28 protein-coding genes and 1 pseudogene are annotated in these 23,794 nt (G+C 40.0%); 14 read left to right on the forward strand and 15 right to left on the reverse strand.

The genetic code is table 11. From position 1 onward, the window contains the following. Positions 1–26 precede the first annotated feature (26 nt). On the forward strand, positions 27–257 hold the full coding sequence (locus OC538_RS14215) for a hypothetical protein (protein ID WP_262176627.1): 231 nt from the start codon (positions 27–29) through the stop codon (positions 255–257). 341 nt (positions 258–598) lie between these two features. Here OC538_RS14215 and OC538_RS14220 read toward each other — a convergent pair whose 3' ends face one another. Together OC538_RS14220 and OC538_RS14225 are read right to left on the reverse strand one after the other, a co-directional pair. Further along, entirely contained in the window at positions 599–1,090 is a 492-nt protein-coding gene (locus OC538_RS14220; RefSeq protein ID WP_262176630.1) for a cysteine hydrolase family protein, read from the reverse strand. A 250-nt stretch (positions 1,091–1,340) separates the two neighbouring features. Then, a pseudogene (locus tag OC538_RS14225) lies at positions 1,341–1,668 on the reverse strand (phosphoribosyl-ATP pyrophosphohydrolase). A 516-nt stretch (positions 1,669–2,184) separates the two neighbouring features. On the opposite strand from OC538_RS14225, the gene OC538_RS14230 reads away from it, so the two are divergent. The 5 genes from OC538_RS14230 (at position 2,185) to OC538_RS14245 (ending at position 5,596) form a co-directional block, all read left to right on the forward strand. Next, a complete protein-coding gene (locus tag OC538_RS14230) occupies positions 2,185–2,955 on the forward strand; it encodes an NERD domain-containing protein (RefSeq protein WP_262177816.1) in 771 nt (256 codons plus the stop codon). 142 nt (positions 2,956–3,097) lie between these two features. Next, positions 3,098–3,526: a DnaA N-terminal domain-containing protein gene (locus OC538_RS14235; RefSeq protein ID WP_262176634.1), complete on the forward strand. Its 429-nt coding sequence runs from the start codon at positions 3,098–3,100 to the stop codon at positions 3,524–3,526. Positions 3,527–3,977: 451 nt separating this feature from the next. Further along, the gene (locus tag OC538_RS17990; protein WP_410055889.1) at positions 3,978–4,061 is read left to right on the forward strand and encodes a putative holin-like toxin; all 84 of its coding nucleotides are present in this window, start codon (positions 3,978–3,980) and stop codon (positions 4,059–4,061) included. Between the two features lie 460 nt (positions 4,062–4,521). Beyond that, positions 4,522–5,091: an HNH endonuclease gene (locus tag OC538_RS14240; RefSeq protein WP_262176637.1), complete on the forward strand. Its 570-nt coding sequence runs from the start codon at positions 4,522–4,524 to the stop codon at positions 5,089–5,091. A gap of 76 nt (positions 5,092–5,167) precedes the next feature. Further along, positions 5,168–5,596, forward strand: a complete 429-nt coding sequence (locus tag OC538_RS14245) for a DnaA N-terminal domain-containing protein (RefSeq protein ID WP_262176640.1) — start codon at positions 5,168–5,170, stop codon at positions 5,594–5,596. 408 nt (positions 5,597–6,004) lie between these two features. Here the strand turns inward: OC538_RS14245 and OC538_RS14250 are convergent, their stop codons facing one another. The 8 genes from OC538_RS14250 to OC538_RS14285 form a co-directional block, all read right to left on the reverse strand. Continuing rightward, positions 6,005–6,328 (reverse strand): hypothetical protein, encoded by a 324-nt coding sequence (locus OC538_RS14250; RefSeq protein WP_262176642.1) that lies wholly within the window; start codon positions 6,326–6,328, stop codon positions 6,005–6,007. Between the two features lie 113 nt (positions 6,329–6,441). Then, entirely contained in the window at positions 6,442–6,831 is a 390-nt protein-coding gene (locus tag OC538_RS14255; RefSeq protein ID WP_262176645.1) for a hypothetical protein, read from the reverse strand. Positions 6,832–7,071: 240 nt separating this feature from the next. Further along, a complete protein-coding gene (locus OC538_RS14260; RefSeq protein WP_262176649.1) occupies positions 7,072–7,524 on the reverse strand; it encodes a hypothetical protein in 453 nt (150 codons plus the stop codon). A 470-nt stretch (positions 7,525–7,994) separates the two neighbouring features. Continuing rightward, complete coding sequence (locus tag OC538_RS14265; RefSeq protein ID WP_262176652.1) at positions 7,995–8,393, reverse strand: hypothetical protein; 399 nt, start codon at positions 8,391–8,393, stop codon at positions 7,995–7,997. A gap of 39 nt (positions 8,394–8,432) precedes the next feature. Then, positions 8,433–8,804, reverse strand: a complete 372-nt coding sequence (locus OC538_RS14270) for a hypothetical protein (RefSeq protein WP_262176656.1) — start codon at positions 8,802–8,804, stop codon at positions 8,433–8,435. 159 nt (positions 8,805–8,963) lie between these two features. Further along, a complete protein-coding gene (locus OC538_RS14275) occupies positions 8,964–9,110 on the reverse strand; it encodes a hypothetical protein (protein WP_262176659.1) in 147 nt (48 codons plus the stop codon). Between the two features lie 267 nt (positions 9,111–9,377). Continuing rightward, positions 9,378–9,833, reverse strand: a complete 456-nt coding sequence (locus tag OC538_RS14280) for a hypothetical protein (RefSeq protein WP_251696106.1) — start codon at positions 9,831–9,833, stop codon at positions 9,378–9,380. 137 nt (positions 9,834–9,970) lie between these two features. Beyond that, positions 9,971–10,519: a lysozyme inhibitor LprI family protein gene (locus OC538_RS14285; protein ID WP_262176666.1), complete on the reverse strand. Its 549-nt coding sequence runs from the start codon at positions 10,517–10,519 to the stop codon at positions 9,971–9,973. Positions 10,520–10,789: 270 nt separating this feature from the next. On the opposite strand from OC538_RS14285, the gene OC538_RS14290 reads away from it, so the two are divergent. Both OC538_RS14290 and OC538_RS14295 read left to right on the forward strand, forming a co-directional pair. After that, on the forward strand, positions 10,790–11,827 hold the full coding sequence (locus tag OC538_RS14290; protein WP_262176670.1) for a putative zinc-binding metallopeptidase: 1,038 nt from the start codon (positions 10,790–10,792) through the stop codon (positions 11,825–11,827). A gap of 69 nt (positions 11,828–11,896) precedes the next feature. Further along, positions 11,897–12,346 (forward strand): hypothetical protein, encoded by a 450-nt coding sequence (locus tag OC538_RS14295; RefSeq protein ID WP_262176672.1) that lies wholly within the window; start codon positions 11,897–11,899, stop codon positions 12,344–12,346. 152 nt (positions 12,347–12,498) lie between these two features. Here the strand turns inward: OC538_RS14295 and OC538_RS14300 are convergent, their stop codons facing one another. From OC538_RS14300 to OC538_RS14320, 5 genes are all read right to left on the reverse strand, one after another. Beyond that, positions 12,499–13,272 carry an SH3 domain-containing protein gene (locus OC538_RS14300; protein ID WP_262176675.1) on the reverse strand — a complete coding sequence of 258 codons (774 nt, stop codon included), beginning with the start codon at positions 13,270–13,272 and terminating at the stop codon, positions 12,499–12,501. 347 nt (positions 13,273–13,619) lie between these two features. Then, complete coding sequence (locus OC538_RS14305; RefSeq protein ID WP_262176678.1) at positions 13,620–14,117, reverse strand: DUF1456 family protein; 498 nt, start codon at positions 14,115–14,117, stop codon at positions 13,620–13,622. A gap of 183 nt (positions 14,118–14,300) precedes the next feature. Then, positions 14,301–14,987 carry an Ltp family lipoprotein gene (locus tag OC538_RS14310; protein WP_262176681.1) on the reverse strand — a complete coding sequence of 229 codons (687 nt, stop codon included), beginning with the start codon at positions 14,985–14,987 and terminating at the stop codon, positions 14,301–14,303. Between the two features lie 362 nt (positions 14,988–15,349). Continuing rightward, positions 15,350–16,396, reverse strand: coding sequence for a threonine aldolase family protein (locus OC538_RS14315; RefSeq protein ID WP_262176685.1), 1,047 nt, complete (start codon positions 16,394–16,396; stop codon positions 15,350–15,352). Further along, a complete protein-coding gene (locus OC538_RS14320) occupies positions 16,393–17,595 on the reverse strand; it encodes a dicarboxylate/amino acid:cation symporter (RefSeq protein ID WP_262176689.1) in 1,203 nt (400 codons plus the stop codon). The genes OC538_RS14315 and OC538_RS14320 overlap by 4 nt, the downstream gene beginning before the upstream one ends. A gap of 343 nt (positions 17,596–17,938) precedes the next feature. Here OC538_RS14320 and OC538_RS14325 point away from each other — a divergent pair, with 343 nt between their 5' ends. The 6 genes from OC538_RS14325 (at position 17,939) to OC538_RS14350 (ending at position 23,606) form a co-directional block, all read left to right on the forward strand. Next, entirely contained in the window at positions 17,939–18,277 is a 339-nt protein-coding gene (locus tag OC538_RS14325; protein WP_262176692.1) for a hypothetical protein, read from the forward strand. A gap of 35 nt (positions 18,278–18,312) precedes the next feature. After that, entirely contained in the window at positions 18,313–18,933 is a 621-nt protein-coding gene (locus OC538_RS14330; protein WP_262176696.1) for an NUDIX hydrolase, read from the forward strand. A 120-nt stretch (positions 18,934–19,053) separates the two neighbouring features. Then, positions 19,054–19,965 (forward strand): tetratricopeptide repeat protein, encoded by a 912-nt coding sequence (locus OC538_RS14335; RefSeq protein WP_262176699.1) that lies wholly within the window; start codon positions 19,054–19,056, stop codon positions 19,963–19,965. 261 nt (positions 19,966–20,226) lie between these two features. Beyond that, positions 20,227–20,841: a sterol desaturase family protein gene (locus OC538_RS14340; RefSeq protein WP_262176701.1), complete on the forward strand. Its 615-nt coding sequence runs from the start codon at positions 20,227–20,229 to the stop codon at positions 20,839–20,841. A 57-nt stretch (positions 20,842–20,898) separates the two neighbouring features. Then, complete coding sequence (locus tag OC538_RS14345) at positions 20,899–21,615, forward strand: GntR family transcriptional regulator (RefSeq protein WP_262176704.1); 717 nt, start codon at positions 20,899–20,901, stop codon at positions 21,613–21,615. Between the two features lie 68 nt (positions 21,616–21,683). After that, a complete protein-coding gene (locus tag OC538_RS14350) occupies positions 21,684–23,606 on the forward strand; it encodes a bifunctional metallophosphatase/5'-nucleotidase (RefSeq protein WP_262176706.1) in 1,923 nt (640 codons plus the stop codon). Positions 23,607–23,794 lie beyond the last annotated feature (188 nt).

Here is a 23,794-nt window from a genome sequence, read left to right on the forward strand (position 1 = left end):
ATACATAAGGGGAAGGGGTTGATAATATGAAAGTTGATAGGGAATATTTTTATGAATTAATTGACAAAATACCAAAAGAAAAATTACCTGAATTAAGAATAGAGTTGCTAAAAATGGCGATTCCCGAAGTAGAACCAACACCTGAGGAAATAGAAGCGATTGAAAGAGGCCTTGAAGAATTTGCACGGGGTGAAGTTTATTCCTTTGAAGAAGTATTTGGGGAAACGCGGAAACACGACAAGGAAGATAATGAATAAAGGTTAGCACCAGGTTAGGGTTTATATTAAAACAAATAATCCATCCTTGAGTGACTAGCTCGCATAGGATGGATTATTTCATCTCGGGCTGATCCCCCTTGAAGGAAACCTGCTATTACAGACCGCCTAATGTTAGCGCATTAGGTGGTCCTTTTTAGTTTATTCGTACTTTCACACATTATATGAATTGAAATGATGAAAAGGATACTTCTCTGTATGTTTTATTAAAAGGCTATGTTAAAGCCCAATGTGGATTTTTCACACCTGTTAATTGAGACTTCGAGATGAGAGCAGCGGGACAGGTGAGACCCCTTGGTATAAGTTTATGGACCTGGAAATTGTTAAATCAATAAGTCGTTCAAACGTATTATCTCGCATCCTTTACTTTCATAATAGTCTATCATCCCATCAATTTTCTTTTTATCATAACTGGTAATGCAATCTGATAGTACACTAACCCCATAGTTTGATTTACGTAAGTTATAGCAAGTTGACTTAACACAAGCAACAGCATCCGCTCCAGTGATGTAGAAGTCGTCTATTTTATTTATATTAATAAATTCTGTGAATTCTTCACATGTTAATGCGTTTCCTTTATATTTTGTAAAAACATTTTCTGATACTATTTTCAAATCTGGAGCTAATTCGGCACCTAGTGTATCTGTTTTAAAAGTTCTCGTACCAGGTGACAAATTCTCATGTCTTATATAAACAACATGAATATTATTTTCGACCGCCCAATCAATTGATTTGTTGATATTGTCAATGATATCTTTGTAATTCTTTGTTATATCATTTTGAATATCAATAATTACCAAAGCTTTATTCTGCATAATACATCCTCCTAATAAATAAACTGATTATTTTTTCTTGTAAACCTATTATAGAACAGGGGTTCGGCTGTGGCAAATATTAACAAAATTCTTTAACATAGCTTATTAAACACGGTTTAAGGAATAAATTTTTAGGTCTTCTGAGATGCCCGGTTGTAATGGGGATCGTAGTACAGTGAAGGATCCACAAGGGTAGAGAAACTTCTTTGGGGGAGTTAAAGATGAGGTACTTCATTTCGAATTAATAAATTTAGTCATCTTCTACTTCCACTAAAAAGATCCGCTCCTCAAAACTACCGCGTTCAACCGCTTTGTCAGCACGCACCGCTTCCAGTTCTTCCACCGTAACCCCGTGAAACTTTGCTGCAGCATGAATCAACTCCAGCAAATCGGCCAGTTCCTCAACGGCATCATCCGATGTGATAGCTCCCTCATATTCCGCTAATTCCTCATGCATCTTCTTGTTTACTTCCGTTATGTATTGCGAGTCGTCCAATATATAGGTGACACACGTCTTACCTGTCCTTTTCGATAATGCCGGGTATCAGGTCTCGAACAAGTTTGTTGTAGATTGGCATATGATCTTCTCCTTTGTGTAGTAATTTTCTATATTCTAGCACAGCGCTAAATAGAGATGTTGATAGTAATGTAAGAGAAATGTATTTTGCAAGAATTATCCCTAAATTATAAGGAATATTTTACATGTTATATGGTACTATTTAATTAATGCGAATTATGTAGAAAAAAGGCGGGGGATTTGAATGTTGAGCTTATTTAAATCAAGATGTGGAATCTGTAAAAGGATAGTATCAGAGTTCCAACGTTATAGGTTACCGAATAATAAGGTAGGGAAAGTCTGCTTAGCTTGTTGTGTGTATGCGGAGAGAAGGGCTTATCGGAAGTGTTGAAGCAGCAACGACGCGAACTTCACTGGTACTGAAAGCGCATGCTGTTCAATTAAGAGTAAAGGTGGTGTTGTTATGATTTCGGGTTTCTTTGGAGGGATTCTCTCTGTTTTAATTATGCTGATAACATCGAGTGTCTTTCCGTTACTAGTTTCATTCATAGTCTTATCGTTAGTAGTGCAGTGGAAAATGCCCATTATCAAAGGAAAGTATGGAGAGTGGGTTGTGAATTCCAAGCTTCAAAAATTAGGGGATGCATACACTGTCTTCCATGATGTGTATATTCCGAATGGCGAGCGGGGATTGACGCAAGTGGATCATATTGTGACGTCAGAGTATGGTGTGTTTGTCATTGAAACGAAACATTACAGCGGCTGGATTTTCGGCGATGAATATAAACCGTACTGGACACAAGTCATTTACAAACGGAAGACAAAAATGCACAATCCAATCCGACAGAATTACGGCCATGTGCAAGCTCTGTTTACGTACATAGGACAAGCGGAAATGAAGGATGTCCATTCGATCATCGCCTTTTCACCTAACTCTACTTTTAAATTCAAAAAGGATTTCACGTTAGCACATGTCATTCAGTTTACTGAATTGCTAGCGACAATCAAACAGTACAAAGAGCGACGTATTAATGAGACTACCGTGAGAGAAATTAATGCAAAGCTTGGAGAGCTGTTGGTTGAAGATAAAAGAGAGAAGAAGCGTTTGAAGGCAGACCATTTGCAATCAATCCGAAAGGTGAAAGGTGCCAAACAGACGGCACGGCCACATACCGGCGATTCGAAAAATATGTCCACGCAGGTCGCCTCGACTTTACAAACTACTTGTCCCAAGTGCGGTGGGCAACTGACTATGAAGGCGGGTAGGTATGGGAAGTTTTATGGGTGTAGTAATTATCCGGGTTGTAGGTTTACAGAGAATTTGAACACGAAGCAGCAGAGTGTTTAGAAAAATATATAGGGACTATTGTGGAATGAAGGAATTCACGGGATAAATTCCTTATAGGATTACCTCTAGAAGTACCATAGGTAGTCTTTTTTAGTTTCTATGAATGGACTGATACTAAATGAACGAAATAGGAGGCCCAAAATTGAAGAAAATCACAAACAAAATCGAGTTATTTGAACACTTTAGGAGCCTTGCAGTACGAAAAAGGGCTTCTGAAATTGAGATACCCGGAGTAGGGAAGTTTCGGATATTTTATCAAGAATCCGAGGGTGTCGACCGAGATGTTGCTGCAGACTTGGACGGAATAACGATAAATGATGACGAGCGATTTACACTCTGGGACAATGTATTATTGAAGGTGAAGCAAACAATCAGTTTTCCCAGTTACGAGACATGGTTCAAAAACACATCTGCAATCCTGCTCGATGATCATTATATCGGTGTAGTGTGCAGCAATAGCTTTCAAGTGGATTGGTTGCAATCATACTATAGAGACACTCTACTCACTATACTTAAAGAAGTGACAGGGGAACAAATCGGGATAGAGTTCTTTGTAGAGAACTCTCAATAAGTAGTAGAACCTAACACCGTTCATTGCATTGTCATCATGCTTGTCCTACAGGTACCGACCAATAAAACTGGAGGTAAATTATGAAAATAAAAATACACGCTGATAAGGTGATTGTCGATGGCTTTGAAATTTACGGTCATATCGATCAAGAACAATCTTGTTCTACATGTAAGAATAACTTGATTTACTATGATGACTTTGATGCGTTCTTTTGTGCGGCATGCAATTGTTGGAGTGAGTCAACATGTAGTGAGCCTAGCTGCAGGTATTGCCCTAATCGACCAGAAACGCCGCTTCCTAATCAAAGTTAGGCTGCGCAGTGCGAAGAATCATATGTGTACACACATGAACTTCCATAGAGTTGGGAACGTACGTATGGTACAATAAAATAGTAATAGAATAGGTGACTCAAGGGTGGTCGGCCATTTCCCATTAGAGGGGAGGTGGTCGTATGTCAGTATCTGAAGCGCTGATGCTCATGGTAACTTTCGGAGTATTAATCGTAGCGATATTGTCGTTCCACAATAAAAAATAATCCATCCTTGAGTGGGAGCTCATAATTGGATGGATTATTTTCATAGCTGAGCTGATCCCCTTGAAGGGAACCATCTATTACACCTTGTAGACCGCCTAATGTTGACGCATTGGATGGTCCTTTTTAGATTGGTTATTGAAACCAATTATATACCTGTTATCTTTATTATAGAGGAGTATATTGGTCGTTACAACCAATTGACGCTCCAAAACAACTCAGGAGTAACCCCCATGCCTAACCACCAAATAAAGCTTAGTCATCTTTTACTCCCGTTAAAAAGATCCGATCCTCGAAACCGCCGCGCTTAGCACTTTAACATAGAGGTGGGAAGCACGAACGGAAAAATAGAAGTTCCCTTAAGAACGGGGATATCTTTCATGTTCCATGGTATTATTGTAATAATTGAAATATTAAACAGTTGACCTGGTTGTCATAAAAAAAATCGGCTGGAGGTGATGAAGTGGGAGTAAGTATCGGTGATTCCTGCACTCTCTATAAACGATGCAAAATATGCGAAGAATACAAACACAAGATGAGTTTTCCATCACTAGGCGGAAAGGGAAGGAGCGCAGGGAAAAGAAGGTCATTTTGCTATGATTGTAAAGAACGCAGGCATGAAAGGATAATTGAACCTGTCAAGGAATACAGTTATGACACTTCCATCCTCGATGCCAACGGGGAAATAACTATCCGCGGACGAACTAAGAATAATCGTAAATATGAAAGTGTCATCAGCTATGAAAAAGCGAAGAGAATAGTGGAAGAAGGATCAGCAGGAATCTACCATAGTACGTTAATTCACCATTTCTATAATAGAAGAACAATAAAGGCGTTTATTTTAGAGCGTGATGACTATTCATGCCACTATTGTGGAAAGTATGGAGATACGCTGGATCATAAAATCCCGAAGGCAAAAGGTGGTTTAACCACGATAGCAAACTGCGTCTGTGCCTGCTCGAAGTGTAATACAAAAAAGAGCGACATGGAGTATGATGAATATATGGAGAAAATTCACGGAATCATGTCCTGATAGGATTACCACTTACAAGTGCAATAGGTGGTCTTTTTTTAGTTTCTATTAAATAAACGAAACAGGGGGCCCAAAATTGAAGAAAATCACAAATGAAATCGAGTTATTTGAACACTTTAGGAGCATGGCAATACGAAAAGGGGCTTCTGAAATTGAGATACCCGGAGTAGGGAAGTTTCGGATATTTTATCAAGAACTTGAGGATGTCGACCGAGATGTTGCTGCAGACTTGGACGGAATAACGATAAATGATGACGAGCGATTTACACTCTGGGACGATGTATTATCGAAAGTGAAGCAAACAATCAGTTATCCAAGTTACGAGACATGGTTCAAAAATACATCCGCAATCCTGCTCGATGATCATCATATCGGTGTAGCGTGCAGCAATAGCTTCCAAGTTGATTGGTTGCAATCACACTATAGAGACACTCTACTCAATATACTTGAAGAAGTGACAGGGGAACAAGTCGGGATAGAGTTCTTTGTAGAGAACTCTCAATAAGTAATAGAACTTAACACCTTTCATTAGATTATCATAGTTTATCGTACAGGTACCGACCACTAAAACTGGAGGTTTAATTATGAAAATAAAAATACACGCTGATAAGGTGATTGTCGATGGCTTTGAAATTTACGGTCACATCGATCAAGAATAATCTTGTTCAACATGTAAGAATAGCTTGATTTACTATGAAGACTATGACGTGTATTTTTGTGCGGCATGCAATTGTTGGAGTGAGTCAACATGTTGTGAGCCTAGCTGCAGGTATTGCCCTAATCGACCAGAAACGCCGCTTCCTAATCAAAGTTAGGGTGCGCATAATATTTCTGTTACCAGGTTCACATCGAGTTTCGAATTGTTTCAGAACCTGGTATCGTTTCAAAGCTCCTGTTAGCAAAAAACAGTGCATTATAGTCGTTGCTTTTCTTCTTTTGTACTTTTAGATTTGATTAGCGAATAAATATCTTTGACATGAAGTACAAGCAACCCTATCATAAGCAACCAAACAAAATGTACTTTGTTACCCAAATCGTCCATCATATATTCACGATATTTAAACGTAAAGTAGCAAACAAATATAAATAATAGCAGGTCCCAGATTACGGTCACTATTTCTTTTAGTTCTTTTTTGTCATTCAGTAATCCAGTTAAGATTAGCCTCACGATTAGAAAGGCTGCGAGTGCACTTGGATAATTTGACATATCTACATGAAAACCACGAAAAGCATCCATTGATAACCTCCTTTATTTTGATGTCCGACTTTTTTGAAATTATTTAATAAAGTGCCGACTAAGCAGCTCTGATCCTTGAGTAAAGCACTCGTTAGTTGAAGAAGAAATCCTATCTAGTTAAAAGTTTCTTCTTCCCATATTTCAAATATAACAGCTTTAAGAAACTTTCCCTCTTTGACTTCGATAGCTATAGCTTCCTTTTTATTAATATCGGTTATCTCATAATACTTTGTTCCTTCTTTATATTTATTCGAGAAATTCCCACTAGTGTCAGAAATCCCTTGTTGAGAATAGAAAGTAACTTCGCCAATTTCAGCACCTATTTCCTCTTCATTAACTTCCTCTTCTGTAACAACATAAGATTCATTCTCCCATGTAACGAATTCAGTTACCCAGCTTGCACTAGAAACAGTTTGTATTTCATTCTCTGATTTTCCATCAATCAAAGAACAACCTGCTAATATAACAACTCCAAGAATTGTTACTATTAAAATCCTTTGCATAGGTATACCTCCGATATATTAGACATTCCTAGTTTGCTACGTTGGTTCAATAAGAAAAAAGACTTTACTCCTTCCTGAAGTAAAGCACCCCGTTACTTTAAGTACAATTCTTCACAAATTCATAAATGTGAAATACATTAAAGTGGTGAATGCCATAAAATTGTTTTTTTATATGGATTTACGACCAATGAAAAGAAAAAGGAGCCACCAAAAATCTGGTTGACCCCTTTTTTAGCCCTCTTAATCAGGCGTGCATCCTAATACAGTAACAGAACCTGGTGGAAGTTCAGCAGACTGTGCCTGTAGTACAAATCCATTTATTTCTTGAATGAGGGCAAAATCGTCATTTAGACCTCCACTGTCTTGAAATATAATTGTAAAGTTTCGTGGTGTGACTTCACCTGTGACGAGACCCATACCGAGTACAACTATTCTACAACCACCCTGTGGCTCTAATGGTTCACAAATAACAACACTAATTTGACCAGGGATAGAAGTAAATACAAAAGAGTTATTATTTGGGATAGGTTCATTATCTACAAACACTACTTGAAGTGAACTTTGTTCAAGTCTATCTCTGCAAATATTTGCTGTAAAGCTAATTTGTCCAGTAGCCCTTTCATTAACAAAGTCAATTGGTACTTCGGGATCTGTGCCAGTTACAATAGCCCCACAACTACATATTAATCCCAATGGTATACACATCCTTTCCATTATAATACTATATTATATGTGAAAGGGCGGATACTGCTTGGACTAGTAGTTGTTTATCAAAAGTGTATTAATCGTTCAAGGATCAACGCACCTTTGTAGTTTAATACTTGATGGATTGCACAAATATCACCTCATCCTCCAGTGTCTTTTGATTTAGGTTACTTATACATTCGAATAAGTTCCTTTTTTACATCAATATTCAAATAAGCTCTTACATCACTTTCGCTTGGTTGCCTTAACAGTACATTCTTCCCTACTATTATTGGAACCTCATTCAAACAGACCACACTTTACATTTTATATTTCATAAATAAGGGATTCGCTGAACTCTAAATAAATCCTTCTTCAACTAACTGCACCGTTAGTTCAATAAGGAAAAATGCTTTACTCCTTCTTGAAGTAAAGCACTAGTTAGTTGAATAAGCTGAGAGTTTCCAACCCGACACTATCTAATAAATTTTCAAATCATCAATCTTCGTACGAATTTGTTTAACCATATTTGACTTGAGAAACTCATCAACACTCCAGAAAAGGAAAGATGATAGGAGGGAAATAAATAAAAAGAAATTTACTGGTTCCCAACCCTCTCCCGAAAAAACGAAAAAAAATTGTACAAATACAATGGCAAGAAGTAAATGAGTTGCTAAAGCTACTCCACCTCGTACTACTCCTTCAAGCTTCTTTGATAATAAGTCAGACAATATAGAACTTGGCAAACCGTAAGTCAAGAGAATAGGGAATAAATACATTCCAATCATAATGACAAATCCTGAAGGTTCTATAAGGAAAAATATAAACATTACCAATATACAGGCTGCTACGGCAGAAACTAATTTTCTTATTATCAAATCACCCCTCCTGTCTTCTAGTTCAACTAACCTGCTGCGTTAGTTCAATAACTCATTAATCGTTTTTGCTGAACTTTTTGACAGGGTATAGATGGTATGAGTATCGTTTAAATTCATTATCGTGCCACTATCTTCATTTATCCAAAGAAAATAGGATTCTTCACCAAATTCAACTTTATACTCAGGCTCAGCCATATTAACTATACCTGGCATTTTTACAGCGTTGTTGAACGCTTTCACAAAATCATTAACAATTTCGGAGTCTGTAAAGGAGGTCAATGAATCTTTTTTGATATCCGAAAAACTATCCATTTCGTAAACATCTACTTTTTGATTGTTTTTAGAGGAACATCCACCAACGAAAAATAAAGTGAAAACCACAGCTATCAAGAAAAGAGACAATCTTTTCAAAGTAGCACCTCCTTATAAAATAATTAGACAAAATTAAACAAATAAAGTTTCACATTTATCTTTTGCTTATTGAACTAACTGCCGCGTTAGTTGAATAAGACAAAGGTGCGGTCAAAGCTCAACGACCTTCAAGTAAAGCACCCGTTTAGTTGAATATGATTACTGTATCAGACCGACTATCCAAACTACCAAATACATTGGAACTGCAACAATTATCGCCCCTGCAAGTAAATAGCTAATCGACCATATAACAAATTTAATAACATCATATATAGCACCTGCAAAGTCATCAACAAATCTTAACACTAAAAACCCCTCCTACAACATATAGCTTGATAATTATATTTTAACAGTATTTCCCTCTACGAAAATGTTATATTAGTCCAGTCAGCGATGTTCTTCTTTAACTCTTTGCCCCGTTAGTTCAAAAAAAGCGACTTTTCCAGACTTGAAGTCAATCCTTTTATGAAATAATTTACAACATATATTATCTATTCAACAAGGTCGTAAAAAAACCTGCTTCTTCAACTAAACTGCCACGTTAATTCAATAAGCAACGAGTACCCGAGCTGCTCAGAAGGGTTCAACAAACTCTTTTTCCACCTTCTTCAAAAACTCTTCATACACTTTATAATGCTCTAGTAGACGCTTATGTGCCTGTTCACGCTCTTGGGATGTTGTTGCCTCTTCATAAGCAATAACAATTTGAACATATTGTTTCTTTGTATCCAAATACTCGTTAAGATACTGTTCTTCAATTTGTCGCTCTGCTCGTACAATTCCACCCGTAGAATTGTAGACATCAGCAAACGCATTAAATAATGTTTCAATTAATTGAGCTCTTTGAGCATCATCATACTTCTCTGCTGTTTCTTGGTATTCCAAAATTCGTTCTATCGGCTTTTGTATGATAGCCAACTCCCCATAAATGGACGCCCGATAATCTATTATCACTTGATGTTGATGATAAAAAACTGTACTGGTTGCAATCAGTAGTATGAGTAGTGCGCCGATGTAAATCTTTTTCACTAATCTATGCCTCCCCAATGTCAAGATGTATTTAGCTGCTCTTGTTTATAAGTCATTTCGAGTACCAGGTTCCCACAGAATTTCGAATTGCTTTAGCACCTGGTACCCTTCACTATCGCACAGGTATAGACAAAAAATTATTCCATAAAGTCCTCAACCAGTTCATAGCATCTCTCTTCCGTAAGGTCTGCTAGCACAACCACATATTCCAAATGTTCCTGTGTACCGCCTTGGTATTTGAGCGATGCTTCCTTCGCGGTATCATCTCTATATGTTATCCAGTTACGTTGTTCGTCCCTCAATTGATTCATTTCCTCTTTAGAAAGCTGCTCCTTTAGCACTCCATACACTTCATTCAATAACTCATCCCACAGATCATAGCGTTCTCCTTCGACTTTTTTCAATGCGAGAGTTGATGAGTCATTGGAATAAGTTTTTCGTATTTTGTCCACTTCTTTGCTTCGATTAGCAAGTTTTTGTTGATATACTTCCTTCATACTCTTTGGGGTAGTTGCAATGTCTTTTTCAGTTTCCGTGAGCGATTCATTGTCGTTGCTGTTTGAAATGTTTTGTGATGGGTCTGTAGTAGAAGTATGGGCATTCTGTGACTCTTCGGACGTGTTTCCACAAGCCGCCAATATGGCTACTAGTAGGAGTCCTACTAATGACTTCTGATAGCTTTTCATTCTATACCAACTTTCATCTTATCCGGATTTCCGGGTACTAAATATTGATAGTCAGGCAAAAAAGATTATTGTAATTATACACTTCAATTGTTTGGAGTGCTTTGATTACGAGGTCCGTAATTATCAACAAGCTGCCTGTTAATCAAACAAACTGGCTTTATAATCTTTCGGAACTTTCCGACAGACTTGCCCGTATACCATACTACGCGGGCTCTGTCGGTTTTTTAATGCTATCAAATCGCTTTTCTTACAAAGAATCGGGGGATGGATATGGGAGTATCGAAAGGGATGATCATGGGGGTATTCGCTGCAATAATGGTTTCACTTGCGGGATGTGAGGAGGAAGAGAAGGCGATTGCTGACTTGGTGGAGACGGAAATTGTTGAAGAGGTCCATCAAGTAGATGAACCAGTAGTCGATGAATACTGGTCGCAGCCGATTGATTCGGAGATATGTCAGACAGTAGGTGAATGCCGCGATGTAGGGGATGCAAACGGAAGCGAGTATTTTACTAGTTTTTCAGGAGATCTCAAACAGACAAACAATATGTCATATCTGAATGTGCAAGCGGTAGGAGATGAATCTGTTCTTGCATTTTCTGCTAATGATAAGGACGATGAAAAATCCATTATCGCTCGCTATGAATTAATAGAAGATGAATTTGTTTTGACGAAAGGCGAAGAAACGACGATCTTCAATGGGATCGCTGATATTGTGCTTGCGTTATACGATCGGGATAAAATGAATTTGCAAATCCTTGAATTTCAAGAGAACGTTTACCCGAATGTTAATACTTATGAGGGGAAATTGGTGTTGCCTTCTAATTTGGTACAGCATTGGCTTCAGTCGTCCACGGTGGCTATACTGGTTCATGAGTATGGCCATATGCTGACATGGAATAAGGCGGATCTGGTAAATTCGTATACCTGTCCAGCAGATCAGTTTCATTTGAAATTGTACTGGGAATGTTATAACGCTGACAGTTATATGAATCTCTATTATCAAGCTTTTTTGAAGGAATATGAGGAGCAGTGGTTAGATGCAGGCAATAAAACTGTGGAAGAAAGAATGGCTTTTTATGAAAGTAACAAGGATTCATTTGTGAGCACATATGCTACGGTGAATCCATATGAAGATATCGCAGAGTCTTTTGCCCACTTCATGTTAACACCGTACAATGAAAGCCCTCAAACGGTGCCAGAGACAAAGGTGAATTTCTTCTATCAGTTTCCCGAACTGGTCGAGTATCGGGCATTTGTGCTTAAAGAGCTGAAAGATCGAAAAGACGAGATGTGGTCTTTTTATTAAGGATAAAAACCTCGTATATCTAAAGCAAAGAGTCGGTAATATCTATAAAATGGGAAAGTTGGCCAGTACATGATAAAAAAACTAAAACTAATCACTTGGGAACCTACCGTTGAATTTACTAAAGAATTTATTGAAGTAGTTAAATTTGATATGAGTTTCAATGACAAGGGGCTAACTATAATCCTAGTTGATAAAAAGGGAACTAGAGTAGACATCACTTATGATAAGGGGACAAAATACTTAGGGGATTATGTAGTATCGTATCGTTATACCAGTGAAATCCCCATGTCCATACTTGCCTTACTAGCAGAGAAAGCGAGGGATGATAGTGGTCTAAATAATTTCGACTCTTGTTTTTATAAAGCACTACACTCTGATTATCTAGACCAGTTCAAGCCACATTTTCCCGGCAACTTAGCAGATGGTTTGGAACATCATATATTTCCAGTTGGCACAGGAATAGTCGAGGTTATAAGCGACTATGAGCCAAGCATTACTTTAACTAAGACCACTTACTAATTAGCAAAACCAATGTAACCATAAAAAATAATCCATCCTTAAGTCGCAGCTCATAGCGGATGGATTATTTTATCCAACTAGCTGATCCCCCTTGAAGGAAACCTATTGCTATTATTAATTATAAACCGCCTTCCCGTAAATAAAACCTCTTTCTATTTCCCTTCCTTCACAGAAACCAACTCCGTAAAAATCTTGCCGTTTTTATCTGCGATTTTTAGGATTCCGATCCCTTTTGCGAAGTAAACTCTCGAGCCACTCGGATAACGAAGAATGACAACGTTCTTAAATGTACCGGCTTTCACGGTGACTGTTTTCGTCGTGCTTTCAACCAGAACTTTTTGCTCCTCGAACATCAAAGATGAATCTATTATGGTAGCCCCTTGTTTCAATGGATAGGGGACGTTGATGAAGATGTGGTCGGAACTCGATACACCCATAAGCAGTCGTTTCCCGTCTTCGATGTAGGTAAAGTTCGATAAATCCGGGTACAGGGAACTCTTTTTATTGTACAAGTACGTGTATTCATCTTCTTTTTCAACAGTAAACGTTTCTTTCTTCTCTTCTAAGAACGATGGTGCATACGTAAGAATCAACCCTGCTTTAGGTGCGAGGCCACCGGTAACCGTTGTTGATGCGCTTTTCGGGTTTTTCTTGGATAAAGCGGACGTATACACATATCCTTTGCTTTTGCCGGCTTGTACATAGGACCATTCCTTTGCTGAAGAGATGACAGTAACTTTCGAATGGTTCTTAATGGTGCCAAGCTTTTTCGCGTTTTGTTTTGGTTCTGCACGCAGGACAATATCATTTTTCGCATGTACATACATTTCGGTTGTTGCTTTAGCGGTTGTATGCTGAGGAACCGCATAAGAACAGCCAAGGATTAAGACCATCATTGCGAAGATTATTTTTCTAATTTCAACCACTCCTCACTATAGTTACTACTAAACGAGGTTATGAAGCCTGTTATGAAAATAGAACATATTGCAGGGGAGGACGCCTGGCATGAAGCTCACCGATCAGGAAGTATACGGATTAGTTACTAGTTCTGTACCCCATAATACTGAAATGCATTCGAATCTAGTATCGAATGATGACTTTCAATTGCTTCACAACAAAAAATCCATCCTTGAGTGTCTAGCTCACATAGGATGGATTATTTCTACCTCGTCAGATCCCCCTTGTAGGGAACCTTCTATTACAGACCGCCAACTGTTGGTAGCATTTTGACGGTCATATAGATAACTAAATACCTGTGTTTTACACCTTAACATTAGGCCCTATATTTTAAAGCCAACCCTTTTAAGAAGTTCCTGGCGTATCGATCCAGGCACGGTTTATAATTCTTGTGCCCTTCTTTTCTCAATACGGCGCTTAATTCGCTTTTAGAGATACTGACTCCTGCGTCTTCTAAAATCTCAAGCATATCCTCACTTGTTAACGCGAGTGCTATTTTCACTTTCTTTAGAAGGAGATTATTCACACTTTCATTCGTCACGGCAGATACTGCTGGACCTTGAGGTTGTCCTGGTTTTGGTTCTTGTTTTCCTCTTTTATAGATAATCAGGCCATTTAAAAATGAATCCAACATTTGATTCGTACACTTCATTTGTTCTACATTTTCCGTTTCATCATCATTTGATTTTGTAAGCAACTGGAGCACATCTTCTTTTGTCACTTCAACGCCGCCCAGTTTGAAAATGTCTACCATCTCAGTATTGTTAAAATCCAAAGCATATCGTAATCGGATTAATATATCATTATTATTCATTTGGAGACCTCCTGTATATAGTGCCGTACGTACAAAATGACTCAATCCTTATTATTGCCATTTTGTTTGTTACTAGTATGTAGTTAATCGATTTACCCCTAATAATAGCACAAAAAAAGTGCAAAAGATTCCTGTGCATAAAAACGCCCTCGCCATAGAATTGGACGAGGGCATGATTGTGTTTTATTTATCTAAGTTTGCAATAGCGTAATCGGCTTCTGCTTGTGTGAATTTCTCACCGTAATCAGAAGTCAGTTGGTCTCTTATTGCTTCCGGTGACATACTCATTGATTCCTGATAGCTTTTTGCTTTTTCTAGGGCGTTCTTATTAAAATCCGCTTTCATATTGTCAACAGCGTACTGTGCTTCATCGGCAGTAAATTGTTCACCATGTTCAGAAGTAAGTTGATCATAGACTCCTTTTTTGGACATATGCATGGATTCGGAATAGGATTCGGCCTTTTTCAAAGCGTTTGCTTTCCAGTCAAATTCAAGATTAGCCATTGCATACTCGGCAGCTTCCACGGAGAACTTTTCCCCATATTCGGATGTTAGTTGATCAAAAATAGCGTTTTTGGACATGTTCATTGTTTTTGCGTACGATTCAGCTTTACTCAAAGCAGATTTATGTTCTCTTGGTACGTTATCCTCTACCTTAGTATCTTCTTTTTTCGGCTCCTCTTTTTGGGGTTCCGCCTTTTTCTCCTCAGGCTTATCCTTTGCCGATTCAGTTACAGCCGGCTTGTTTTCCTCTTTGGTTGCGTCCGCTTTGTCATCATCGTTGCTATTGACAGCAAACACAATAATAATGGCAATCAGCCAGACCCACCATTTTTTATAGAATGGTTTTTTCGGTTTTTGTTTCTCCATTTTTCGTATCTCCTTTTATGTATCTTCAGGTAAATTATATCATATATCAAACTGGTAATATAGTTCCAGTTTCTTCATGTGGTATGGTACTATTATTATAATAGTTGAAAAGTAGATACACTGATTTGGTTGCAAACTGAAATGGGGGATATCCTAGCGCTAATGCTTATATTTACATTCGGGGCATTAAGGAGAGCAGTCGATGAACGCGACATCTGTCGCAACGGACTGCATGACCCGCGTCCTGTGGGCCTCGATATTGTCATTCCACAATAAAAAATAATCCATCCTTGAGTGGGTAGCTCATTACGGATGGATTATTTTATCTCTAGGACTGATCCCCTTGTAGTGAAACTGCTTCTTCATCCCTTGTTTTCTAGAAGTTCCTTAAATGAACTAACAACATAATTTACCTCATCATCCGTAATTAAATAATGTACAATCATTCGAATTTTTTTTTGCCCTATCTGTTTTACTTTTATCCTTTTTTCTTTAAGAAAGCTAATTAGTTGCTCTGCATCCATTTCACAATGACGTATATCTACTGAAATGATATTCGTTTGTACATCTTTCAAATTAATAATGAGACCTTCTATAGTAGATAGTTTCTCAGCCAATCGTTTCGCTCTATCATTATCCTCTTTCAATCGATCAATCATATTTTCCAGTGCATAAATCCCAGGTGCTGCAATTATACCGGCCTGTCTCATTCCACCGCCTAGTCTTTGGCGGTTTATTTTTGCCTTATCGATAAATTCTTTTGTCCCAACTAGGACAGATCCCAGTGGACAACCCAATCCTTTCGTTAGGCAAAATTGAGCTGCATCTACATACTTACAAAACTCCGAGGGTTCTATACCTAGTTCAACTGAAGCATTGAAGATCCTAGCTCCATCCAGGTACACAGGTAGGTTATATTGCTTTGCTACATCTTGAATTTCTTTCATGTTTTCAAGAGAAACAATTTGTCCAAGGTTTAAATTATACGTATTCTCCAGGGAGATTAAAGCTGTTTTTGCTCTCTGAATATCGCCTGTGGAAATTGCCGACTCCACTAATTCCGGATCGAAATATCCATCCTGTACATGAATAGGCCTTGCCTGCACTTGTGCTACTGCCGACATTGCAGCCCCTTCTAAGTTATAAATATGAGATTCGTTTCCAAGTATTATTTCCTGTCCTCGTGTTGAAAATCCCATAATTGCAATTTGATTTGCCATGGTGCCAGATAGGACAAGCATTGCGTCTTCCATCCCAAGTAGAGTAGCGGCTTTTCGTTCGAGCTCATTTACAGTAATATCTTCACCCATAATATCGTCGCCGAGAGTTGCGTTTGCGATTGCTTCTATCATTTGGGGTTTCGGCAGGGTGACTGTATCACTTCGAAGATCAATTTCTTCGATTATCATACAAGTTCGTCCTCTATATTAGACGAATCCGCAGTTACTTGAACATCTTCTTTCTTTCCGAAAAAACGATTGACAATCATCAATATCGATCCGTCACCTGCAATATTTGTAGCAGTTCCAAAGCTATCTTGAATCATGAATAGCGCTAGCATAAGACCAATTGCTTCATCTCCGAATCCGAGGGTTGACTGTAATATTCCGATTGCGGCTAAAGCGGATCCACCAGGGACGCCTACAGCTCCTACCTCAATTACGCCAAGAATAAGAATGAAAGAGATGATTAGGCTGACTGGTGGAAGGACCCCGTCTGTAATGAGTGAAACTGTGATTGCACTTATTGTTAACGTCATTGCAGCGCCTGAAAGATGAACGTTCGCAGTAAGCGGCATGACAAAATCTGCAATTTTCTTATTAATAAATGGAATCGTTCTAGCTTGTTTAAGAGAAACTGGCATTGTGACTGCGCTAGACATTGTCCCGAATGCTGTGAAATAAGCGGGTAGCATAGCTTTGAAAACAATAAATGGATTCTGCTTAGAAATTACCCCTGCTATTGCATATTCAATGATTAGCCAAATAAACTGCATTATAACAATTAAAACGAGCATTTTACCGAAAATCGATATGGTTCCAAACAATGCTCCCTTTGCCGCTATCCCTGCAAATATGCAAGCGATGAAAATCGGGATAACAGGAATAATAAATTTTTGAATTACACGCTCAATTACGTTTCTAAATTCGATGACAGCACCAGAAAGGATGGTTGCTTTACCCCAGGTTGAAGCCATTCCGATAATTATCGCTAATACCAAAGCGGAAATTATATTCATTAGTGGTGGGATGTCAAGGGTGACAAAAGGTGCGCCGATTGCAATACTTTCTACAGCTTGGCTTGCTTGTAAGGCGAAGTTCGGGATAATTAAATATGCGGCTACGGCAGCTAGTGCACAAGCTATTATCGTATCCAAATATGAAATACCTATTGTGAAACTCAATAGTTTACCTGCTTTTGTTTCAAATTCTGCAATACTTGCCGCGACGAAAGCAAAAATGATTAAAGGAATAAAGAATTTGATGAGGTTGCCCAATAACATATTTCCGGTTTCCGTGAGGCGGATCATCCAGTCGGGGCCAAAGATTCCTATCAAAATACCGATACCAAGACCGAGCAACAATTTAGGAATAAGACCAAACTTCATATACTCTCCCCCTATCAAATGTATCTTGCTGCGTACACAAGACTATATGCTTGGACACCATTAGCCATGCCTTCATCCTTAGTGGAGGGGTATCTGGAAATGGGATGATTCTGTTAATTTTATTTGAAGGTTGCATGCAGTATACGACAGGCAATTCGGATGAAATCAATTTATTCCAATGCAGTACCTGTTGTGAATATAAAGGATGCTGAGAACTGAAGTTGCAATGAATGAATTGGTTATTGACCGGTAGTATATCGCTGTTCGAGAAGGATTGTGAGGGCGGTTGAGGCTTTGAATGTGAAGCAGTAGAATATAGTAGTGTTTAAAAGGAGAGGTTCGAATGTACAATACTGATTTGTTTGAAGAAGAAGAGTATATTCTTTGTAAAAGTAAAATGGAAAAGCAGACATTTACTATATTAATGGATGCTTGTGATAGGAACGAAGGGGAAGGAATCCCGTTTCCTCTGATAGGCATTATGGATGTATGCGAAGATAAGGCCCATTATGGTAAGTTCTGGACTAGACTTTCAGATTTCAAGAGGGAATATCTGTCCCATAATAGTTATTATGGAGATCTGTTTAAGGTTTTAGCTTATACAATCTTTGGATATGGAAATTGGTCAAACAACGATCGACTCAGAAAAGGTTTGAAACCAATTCGATTTAAACAGTTGTAATGAGTGACTGTTTTGGCGGAAAGGGGAATGATGTCATGAATCAGGAAAGATGGAGAGAACAACTGCGTACCAATCAAGAGTTGTTCATTGGTGAGGCGACTGCTCTCCGTTCAGCTGTTTTGATTCCACTCGTCCAATTGGAAGGGCAATGGCGTGTGTTGTTCGAAGTCCGTTCGGCGACGATGAGGAGCCAGCCTGGCGATATTTGTTTTCCTGGCGGCCGAATTGATCCTACCGACGAATCTCCTCTATTCGCGGCGTTACGGGAAACGCATGAGGAGCTTGGGGTGAGCCCCGATACTGTAGAAGTGCTGGGTTCACTAAGTCCGTATGTTGCCTCTCCGTCATTTGTTGTCTATCCGTTTGCCGGGATTGTGGATTATAAGGAAATCATTCGGTCCTATAATAAAAATGAGGTTGAAGAAGTGTTCACCGTGCCGCTTGATTATCTGCTTAGTCATGAGCCGTATATGCATCCGGTTATGGTGAGTCTCTCGCCCGATTCGAATTTTCCTTACGATAAGATCCGGAATGGTGAGAACTACCAATGGAGAGGGCGTACGATGGAAGAATGGTTTTTCGAGTACGGACCTTACACGATTTGGGGACTTACCGCGAGGATTTTGAAGCATTTCATTGAGATTATCCGTAGATAGTTCTGTGTAAATGGTTGTTGAAGGAAAACCAGAATAAGTATGCTGCATCCTTTAAAGGGTGCTTTTTATATTACATAAGCTTCATTAGCAATCATTGATTTTGGAGAGGAGGGTAAAGATATGGCCATCAATGAAAAAGCGCTTCAGTTATTTGAAGACAATAACTATACAGAGGCACTCGAGCTGCTAGAACAAGCGGTTATAGAAGAGCGCACTGTGCAATCGCTGAATAATCTTGCGTGGATGTATCTATATGAAGAAGAGGATGCTCACCGTGCAAAACCGCTTCTCGAAGAAGTGGTGGCACTGAATCCACAGTCATATTTTCCGTATAATATGCTCGGTGAAATTGCGCTACAGGAAAAAGACTGGGAAGGCGCAAGGGATATTCTGAAAAGATCAATCGCCATCCAGCCGTCGCCTGAAGCGATTCATAATTTGGCGGTTGCCGACTATCATACCGGCCGTTTCCGACAGGCGGCAGAAGGGTTTCATTCCATCGCTAAAGACTCGGATTGCATCAGCTGGTATGAAGTGATTGCGCGCATCCAAAATGAAGAGACGGCGGATGCCAAATTGATATTGGACAGATGGAACAGCGAGTCAGATCATTATCTAGGTGCTCTCGAAGCAGCGGATGCCTATGTGGAACTAGGCTGTTTCCAAGAAGCGCGGGAGATGTATGAAAAAGAGTGGGCGGACTATTTTATTTCGCCTTATGTAATTAGCCGGTATGCGTATGTTTTATTTCATCTGCAAGAATTGCAGGTTTGTCGGCAAGTGATCGATCAGGGAATTGCAGGCAAGTTGAATGAATTAGAGGAAGAGAGACAGGAACTTTGCGATGAAAGTTGGTCTGAAACCGATAAAGCAGAAAGGATAGAGGAGCTGAAAGAAGAATTGAGCGGACTGCAGCAATTGTTTTCAAAATTGCAGTCGGGATTCCGTCCGGCTTTTGAATTTGAGTTGCATCATGAAGGCGGTTGCTATCTATTCGGATGCAAGCTGCACGGACACCCGGAATATGTTTAGGAATAGATCGTAGCCATACTGTCGTTCCACGATGAAAAAACCTATCGCTATTATTTATTACAGACCGCCTAATGTGGGTGGTCTTTTTAGTTTATTCATTTGCCCACTCGCCAAAATATAAATTGAAAAGAAACAATTGTAAAACTATCCCGGACGTTATATAGTTAGGTAACACCAAAAAATAAATTGGTCTTACCAAGTGAACGCTTTCCAAGTTAGGAAATTGGGAGGAAGTTCAACTGACAGACAGGGGGATTATCAATGAATGCCAAGTACGTGAAAGAGTTTGTTACGTATCCGGACGTTACGATCATGCTTGTTCTGCTTGCTCCGCTCATGGGCTATACGTTTTTCCATCTTCTTTCCTATGGTACGTGGATTGCGTTCGGCATCGGGATGGCTACGTATGGAATTAGTGAGTATGTCATCCATCGTTTTATATTTCACATGAAAACGCCGGAAAATCCTTTTTTATTGAAAGTGATTAAGCGCTTACATTTCGATCACCATGCCTACCCGGATGATCTAAAATTGCTTTTCCTACCGATTTGGTTCAGTTTGCCCGGCTTCGCAATCTTTTCGACCATTTGCTACTTCATCACAAACAATTTCACATTCACGATTGCTTATCTTGCAGGTATTGTCCTCTATTTTATGATTTATGAATGGAAGCATTATGTTGCGCACCGGCCGATTCAGCCGCGCACAGCATTCGGAAAAAAGATTAAGAAAGTGCATCTATGGCATCATTTCAAAAATGAGAACTACTGGTTTGGTGTGACGCATACCTCTATCGATAAAACATTTGGAACGTTTAAAGATCAAAAACTGGTCGAGAAAAGTGAGACGGCCAAGAATTTGGAGAAGCGCGCCTGAATGAAAGGGAATCGTGCCCGGCACGCTACGGGTTGCGCAGTCAAAGGAGATTTTGCGATGAGTCGAACAGCAGCTGTTGAAAAAGAACTGATAAAAGCAATTCTCCAAGGAGACTATCCGGCAGGAAGTCAGTTGGAGACGGAAAGAGAATTAGCTGTGATGTATCAAATAGGGCGTCCAGCCATACGGGAAGTATTGCAGCGCCTTAGCCACGGTGGATGGCTGTCGCTCAGAAAAGGGCAGCGTGCGGTGGTGAATGATTATTGGTATGAAGGCAACAGTACGACAATCGTCGATATTATCGAGTACTTCGATGAGGTGCCGGATGCGTTTGTTCTCTACTTTTTGGAGATGCGAGTTGCACTGACACCCCATTATGTAAAAAACGCATTGAAGCTCCATCAACCTAAAGTCATCGGATTGCTGTCGGAAATCGATGAGCTGCCGGATACTGCGCAAGCTTTCGCTTCTTATGATTGGAAGATCCAAAAAGGGCTGGCAAGATTATCCGGGAATCCCCTGTTCTCGCTTGTTCTCAATAGTTTTGATTCGGCCTATGAGAAGATAGCAATCAAGTATTTTGAAAGCGCTTTTCGGCGCCGGGCATCGTTAGGCTATTATAAGGAATTGATGGACGCCGCTTTAAGAGGGGACTACGGGCAAGCAGAAGAGCTCGCACGCGCCGAAATGGAAAAGAGCCATGCGCTGTGGAGAGATGAATTATCACCTCACGAAAAAATCGGCGTGAGGTTCAGCTTCGCAGACATGCAGTAAGAGAGCCATACTGCAGAGATAGATGGAAGAGGGGGATTCCGATTCGTAAAGTAGGGAGCAGTTTGGTTTTGTTCATTTTTATTACATCAATCGTCTTTTTTATGCCTATTCCTAATGGAAGCGCAGATACACCCGGAGATTCCATCACAATCCTTTTCACGCATGACATGCATGACAATCTGCTGCCATTTGAAGTTGAGAGGGAACAAGGGAAAATGACCGTCGGCGGATATGCCCGATTATCCAGCGCCATTCAGGAACAGAGGAGTAAAGATCCGGATGCAATCGTAGTGGATGCCGGTGATTTCTCGATGGGGACGCTGTTTCAAACCGTCTTCACTTCACACGGACCGAGCCTCACCATGCTTGGTCAGATGGGATATGACGCGACCACATTTGGGAATCATGAATTTGACTTCCGGGCAGACGGTCTTGCAGAAAGCTTGCTCGCTGCGAAAGACAGCGGCGTGCGGCTTCCCGGCATTGTTATGTCCAATATGGAATTCCCGAAAGATGAAGACGGAAAGATAGCTGCCGACGTACAAGCGTTAAAAGAAGCGGTGGATGCATACGGCGTAAAGGATTATATCGTCCTCGAACGTAAGGGGGTCAAGATTGGCATCTTCGGGCTGATGGGGGAAGAAGCCGCCGGTAACGCACCGATGTCTGGTGTGACTTTTCGTGACGCGGTAGAGAACGCCAAGTCAACGGTCGCTGCATTGAAGGAAAAAGAGGGTGTGGACCTTGTGATTGCACTCTCCCATTCGGGGACAGCGACTGACCCGTCCAAATCGGAAGATGAACGACTGGCAAAGAGCGTGTCGGGCATTGATGTCATTATTAGTGGTCATAGCCATACGACACTCATGGAGCCGATTATTGTGGGGGATACAGTTATCGTGTCGGCAGGTGAGTATGGAGAGAATTTGGGCATCCTCAACATTTCTCAGGACAGCAAGGCTAACTGGGCAGTCAATCAGTACCAATTGCGGAAGATCGATGAATCGCTCCCTGCAGATCCCGTGATCGCCGTAACAATCGAGGACTATAAACAGACGATCCAGGAAGAATACCTCAACCGCTTCGGGATGGAATTTGATGAAGTGCTCGCTGTATCATCTTTCGATTTCACCCCGTTCACAGAACTCGGGGTTGAACAACGAGAAGAACCGATCGGCAATTTGATTGGTGACGCATTTATTCACACGATACGGGAATTGGAAGGAAGCGCTTATGAGCCGATCGCTGCAGCGGTAGTGCCGTACGGGAATATCAGGGATTCATTCAGCAAGGGACCTATTACGGTTGCAGATGTGTTTAAGGTGTATTCATTGGGCGTCGGATCGGACGGGAGTTCCGGCTATCCGCTGTTGGATATCTATTTAACGGGGAAGGAACTGAAAACCGTTGCGGAAGTCGATGCATCGATCACACCAATTATGAATGAAGTCCAATTGTATATTGCAGGTTTAAGTTATACGTTTAATACAAACCGCTTCCTATTCAATAAGGTGACAGACATTCAATTGCAGTCTTTTGATGGCACAAAGGAAGAAATCGATGACGAAAAGCTGTACCGTGTTGTGGGCGGCTTATATTCCGTTCAAATGCTGCCTTATGTAAATGAAAAGTCATTCGGCATTCTGTCGGTTGTCCCGAAAAATGAAGACGGCAGCCCTGTAACGGACTTTGAAGACCGGATCATCTATATGAATGAACAACAGGAAGTGAAAGAATGGTATGCGATTGCGAATTACTTCAAATCCTTCGAAAAAATGGACGATGTTGCAAAAGTACCTGCTTATTATGAACATGCAAAAGACAGGAAAATCGTCGAACATGATGCGAATATTTTAGCGGTCCTTACAAAGCCGAATGGCATTATCTTAACCGCGTACGCCGTTTTGCTCACTTTTGTCGGCCTGCTTGCACTACTGATTGCCGTCTTACTGAAAAAGAGGAAACGTAAATTGGGGAAGGTATCTGTGTGAAAGCTACGTTTAAAAAAGAAGAAGCTGGATAGTAACGGGTTCGGTTGATGGCGAGGAAACGTTAAAAAGCGTAGCAAATGGGGACACAATTCACACTTGAATTGGTGTCCCAATTTTTGTTGTAAATTTATGTGCCTCTGCTAATTGCGCTGCTAATAAGATTATTGATTGGGGGTTGAGAAAATTTG

The organism is Saccharococcus sp. Marseille-Q5394 (assembly GCF_946901335.1).
GTDB classification, from domain to species: domain Bacteria; phylum Bacillota; class Bacilli; order Bacillales_A; family Planococcaceae; genus Sporosarcina; species Sporosarcina luteola_C.

Coding starts and splice junctions, on each gene's coding strand:
- OC538_RS14220 (WP_262176630.1), bottom strand. CDS start 1,090: ATGCAGAATAAAGCTTTGGTAATTATTGATATTCAAAATGATATAACA.
- OC538_RS14325 (WP_262176692.1), top strand. CDS start 17,939: ATGTACAATACTGATTTGTTTGAAGAAGAAGAGTATATTCTTTGTAAA.
- OC538_RS14330 (WP_262176696.1), top strand. CDS start 18,313: ATGAATCAGGAAAGATGGAGAGAACAACTGCGTACCAATCAAGAGTTG.
- OC538_RS14290 (WP_262176670.1), top strand. CDS start 10,790: ATGGGAGTATCGAAAGGGATGATCATGGGGGTATTCGCTGCAATAATG.
- OC538_RS14285 (WP_262176666.1), bottom strand. CDS start 10,519: ATGAAAAGCTATCAGAAGTCATTAGTAGGACTCCTACTAGTAGCCATA.
- OC538_RS14345 (WP_262176704.1), top strand. CDS start 20,899: ATGAGTCGAACAGCAGCTGTTGAAAAAGAACTGATAAAAGCAATTCTC.
- OC538_RS14310 (WP_262176681.1), bottom strand. CDS start 14,987: ATGGAGAAACAAAAACCGAAAAAACCATTCTATAAAAAATGGTGGGTC.
- OC538_RS14340 (WP_262176701.1), top strand. CDS start 20,227: ATGAATGCCAAGTACGTGAAAGAGTTTGTTACGTATCCGGACGTTACG.
- OC538_RS14295 (WP_262176672.1), top strand. CDS start 11,897: ATGATAAAAAAACTAAAACTAATCACTTGGGAACCTACCGTTGAATTT.
- OC538_RS14230 (WP_262177816.1), top strand. CDS start 2,185: ATGCCCATTATCAAAGGAAAGTATGGAGAGTGGGTTGTGAATTCCAAG.
- OC538_RS14305 (WP_262176678.1), bottom strand. CDS start 14,117: ATGAATAATAATGATATATTAATCCGATTACGATATGCTTTGGATTTT.
- OC538_RS14215 (WP_262176627.1), top strand. CDS start 27: ATGAAAGTTGATAGGGAATATTTTTATGAATTAATTGACAAAATACCA.
- OC538_RS14315 (WP_262176685.1), bottom strand. CDS start 16,396: ATGATAATCGAAGAAATTGATCTTCGAAGTGATACAGTCACCCTGCCG.
- OC538_RS14250 (WP_262176642.1), bottom strand. CDS start 6,328: ATGGATGCTTTTCGTGGTTTTCATGTAGATATGTCAAATTATCCAAGT.
- OC538_RS17990 (WP_410055889.1), top strand. CDS start 3,978: ATGTCAGTATCTGAAGCGCTGATGCTCATGGTAACTTTCGGAGTATTA.
- OC538_RS14335 (WP_262176699.1), top strand. CDS start 19,054: ATGGCCATCAATGAAAAAGCGCTTCAGTTATTTGAAGACAATAACTAT.
- OC538_RS14255 (WP_262176645.1), bottom strand. CDS start 6,831: ATGCAAAGGATTTTAATAGTAACAATTCTTGGAGTTGTTATATTAGCA.
- OC538_RS14320 (WP_262176689.1), bottom strand. CDS start 17,595: ATGAAGTTTGGTCTTATTCCTAAATTGTTGCTCGGTCTTGGTATCGGT.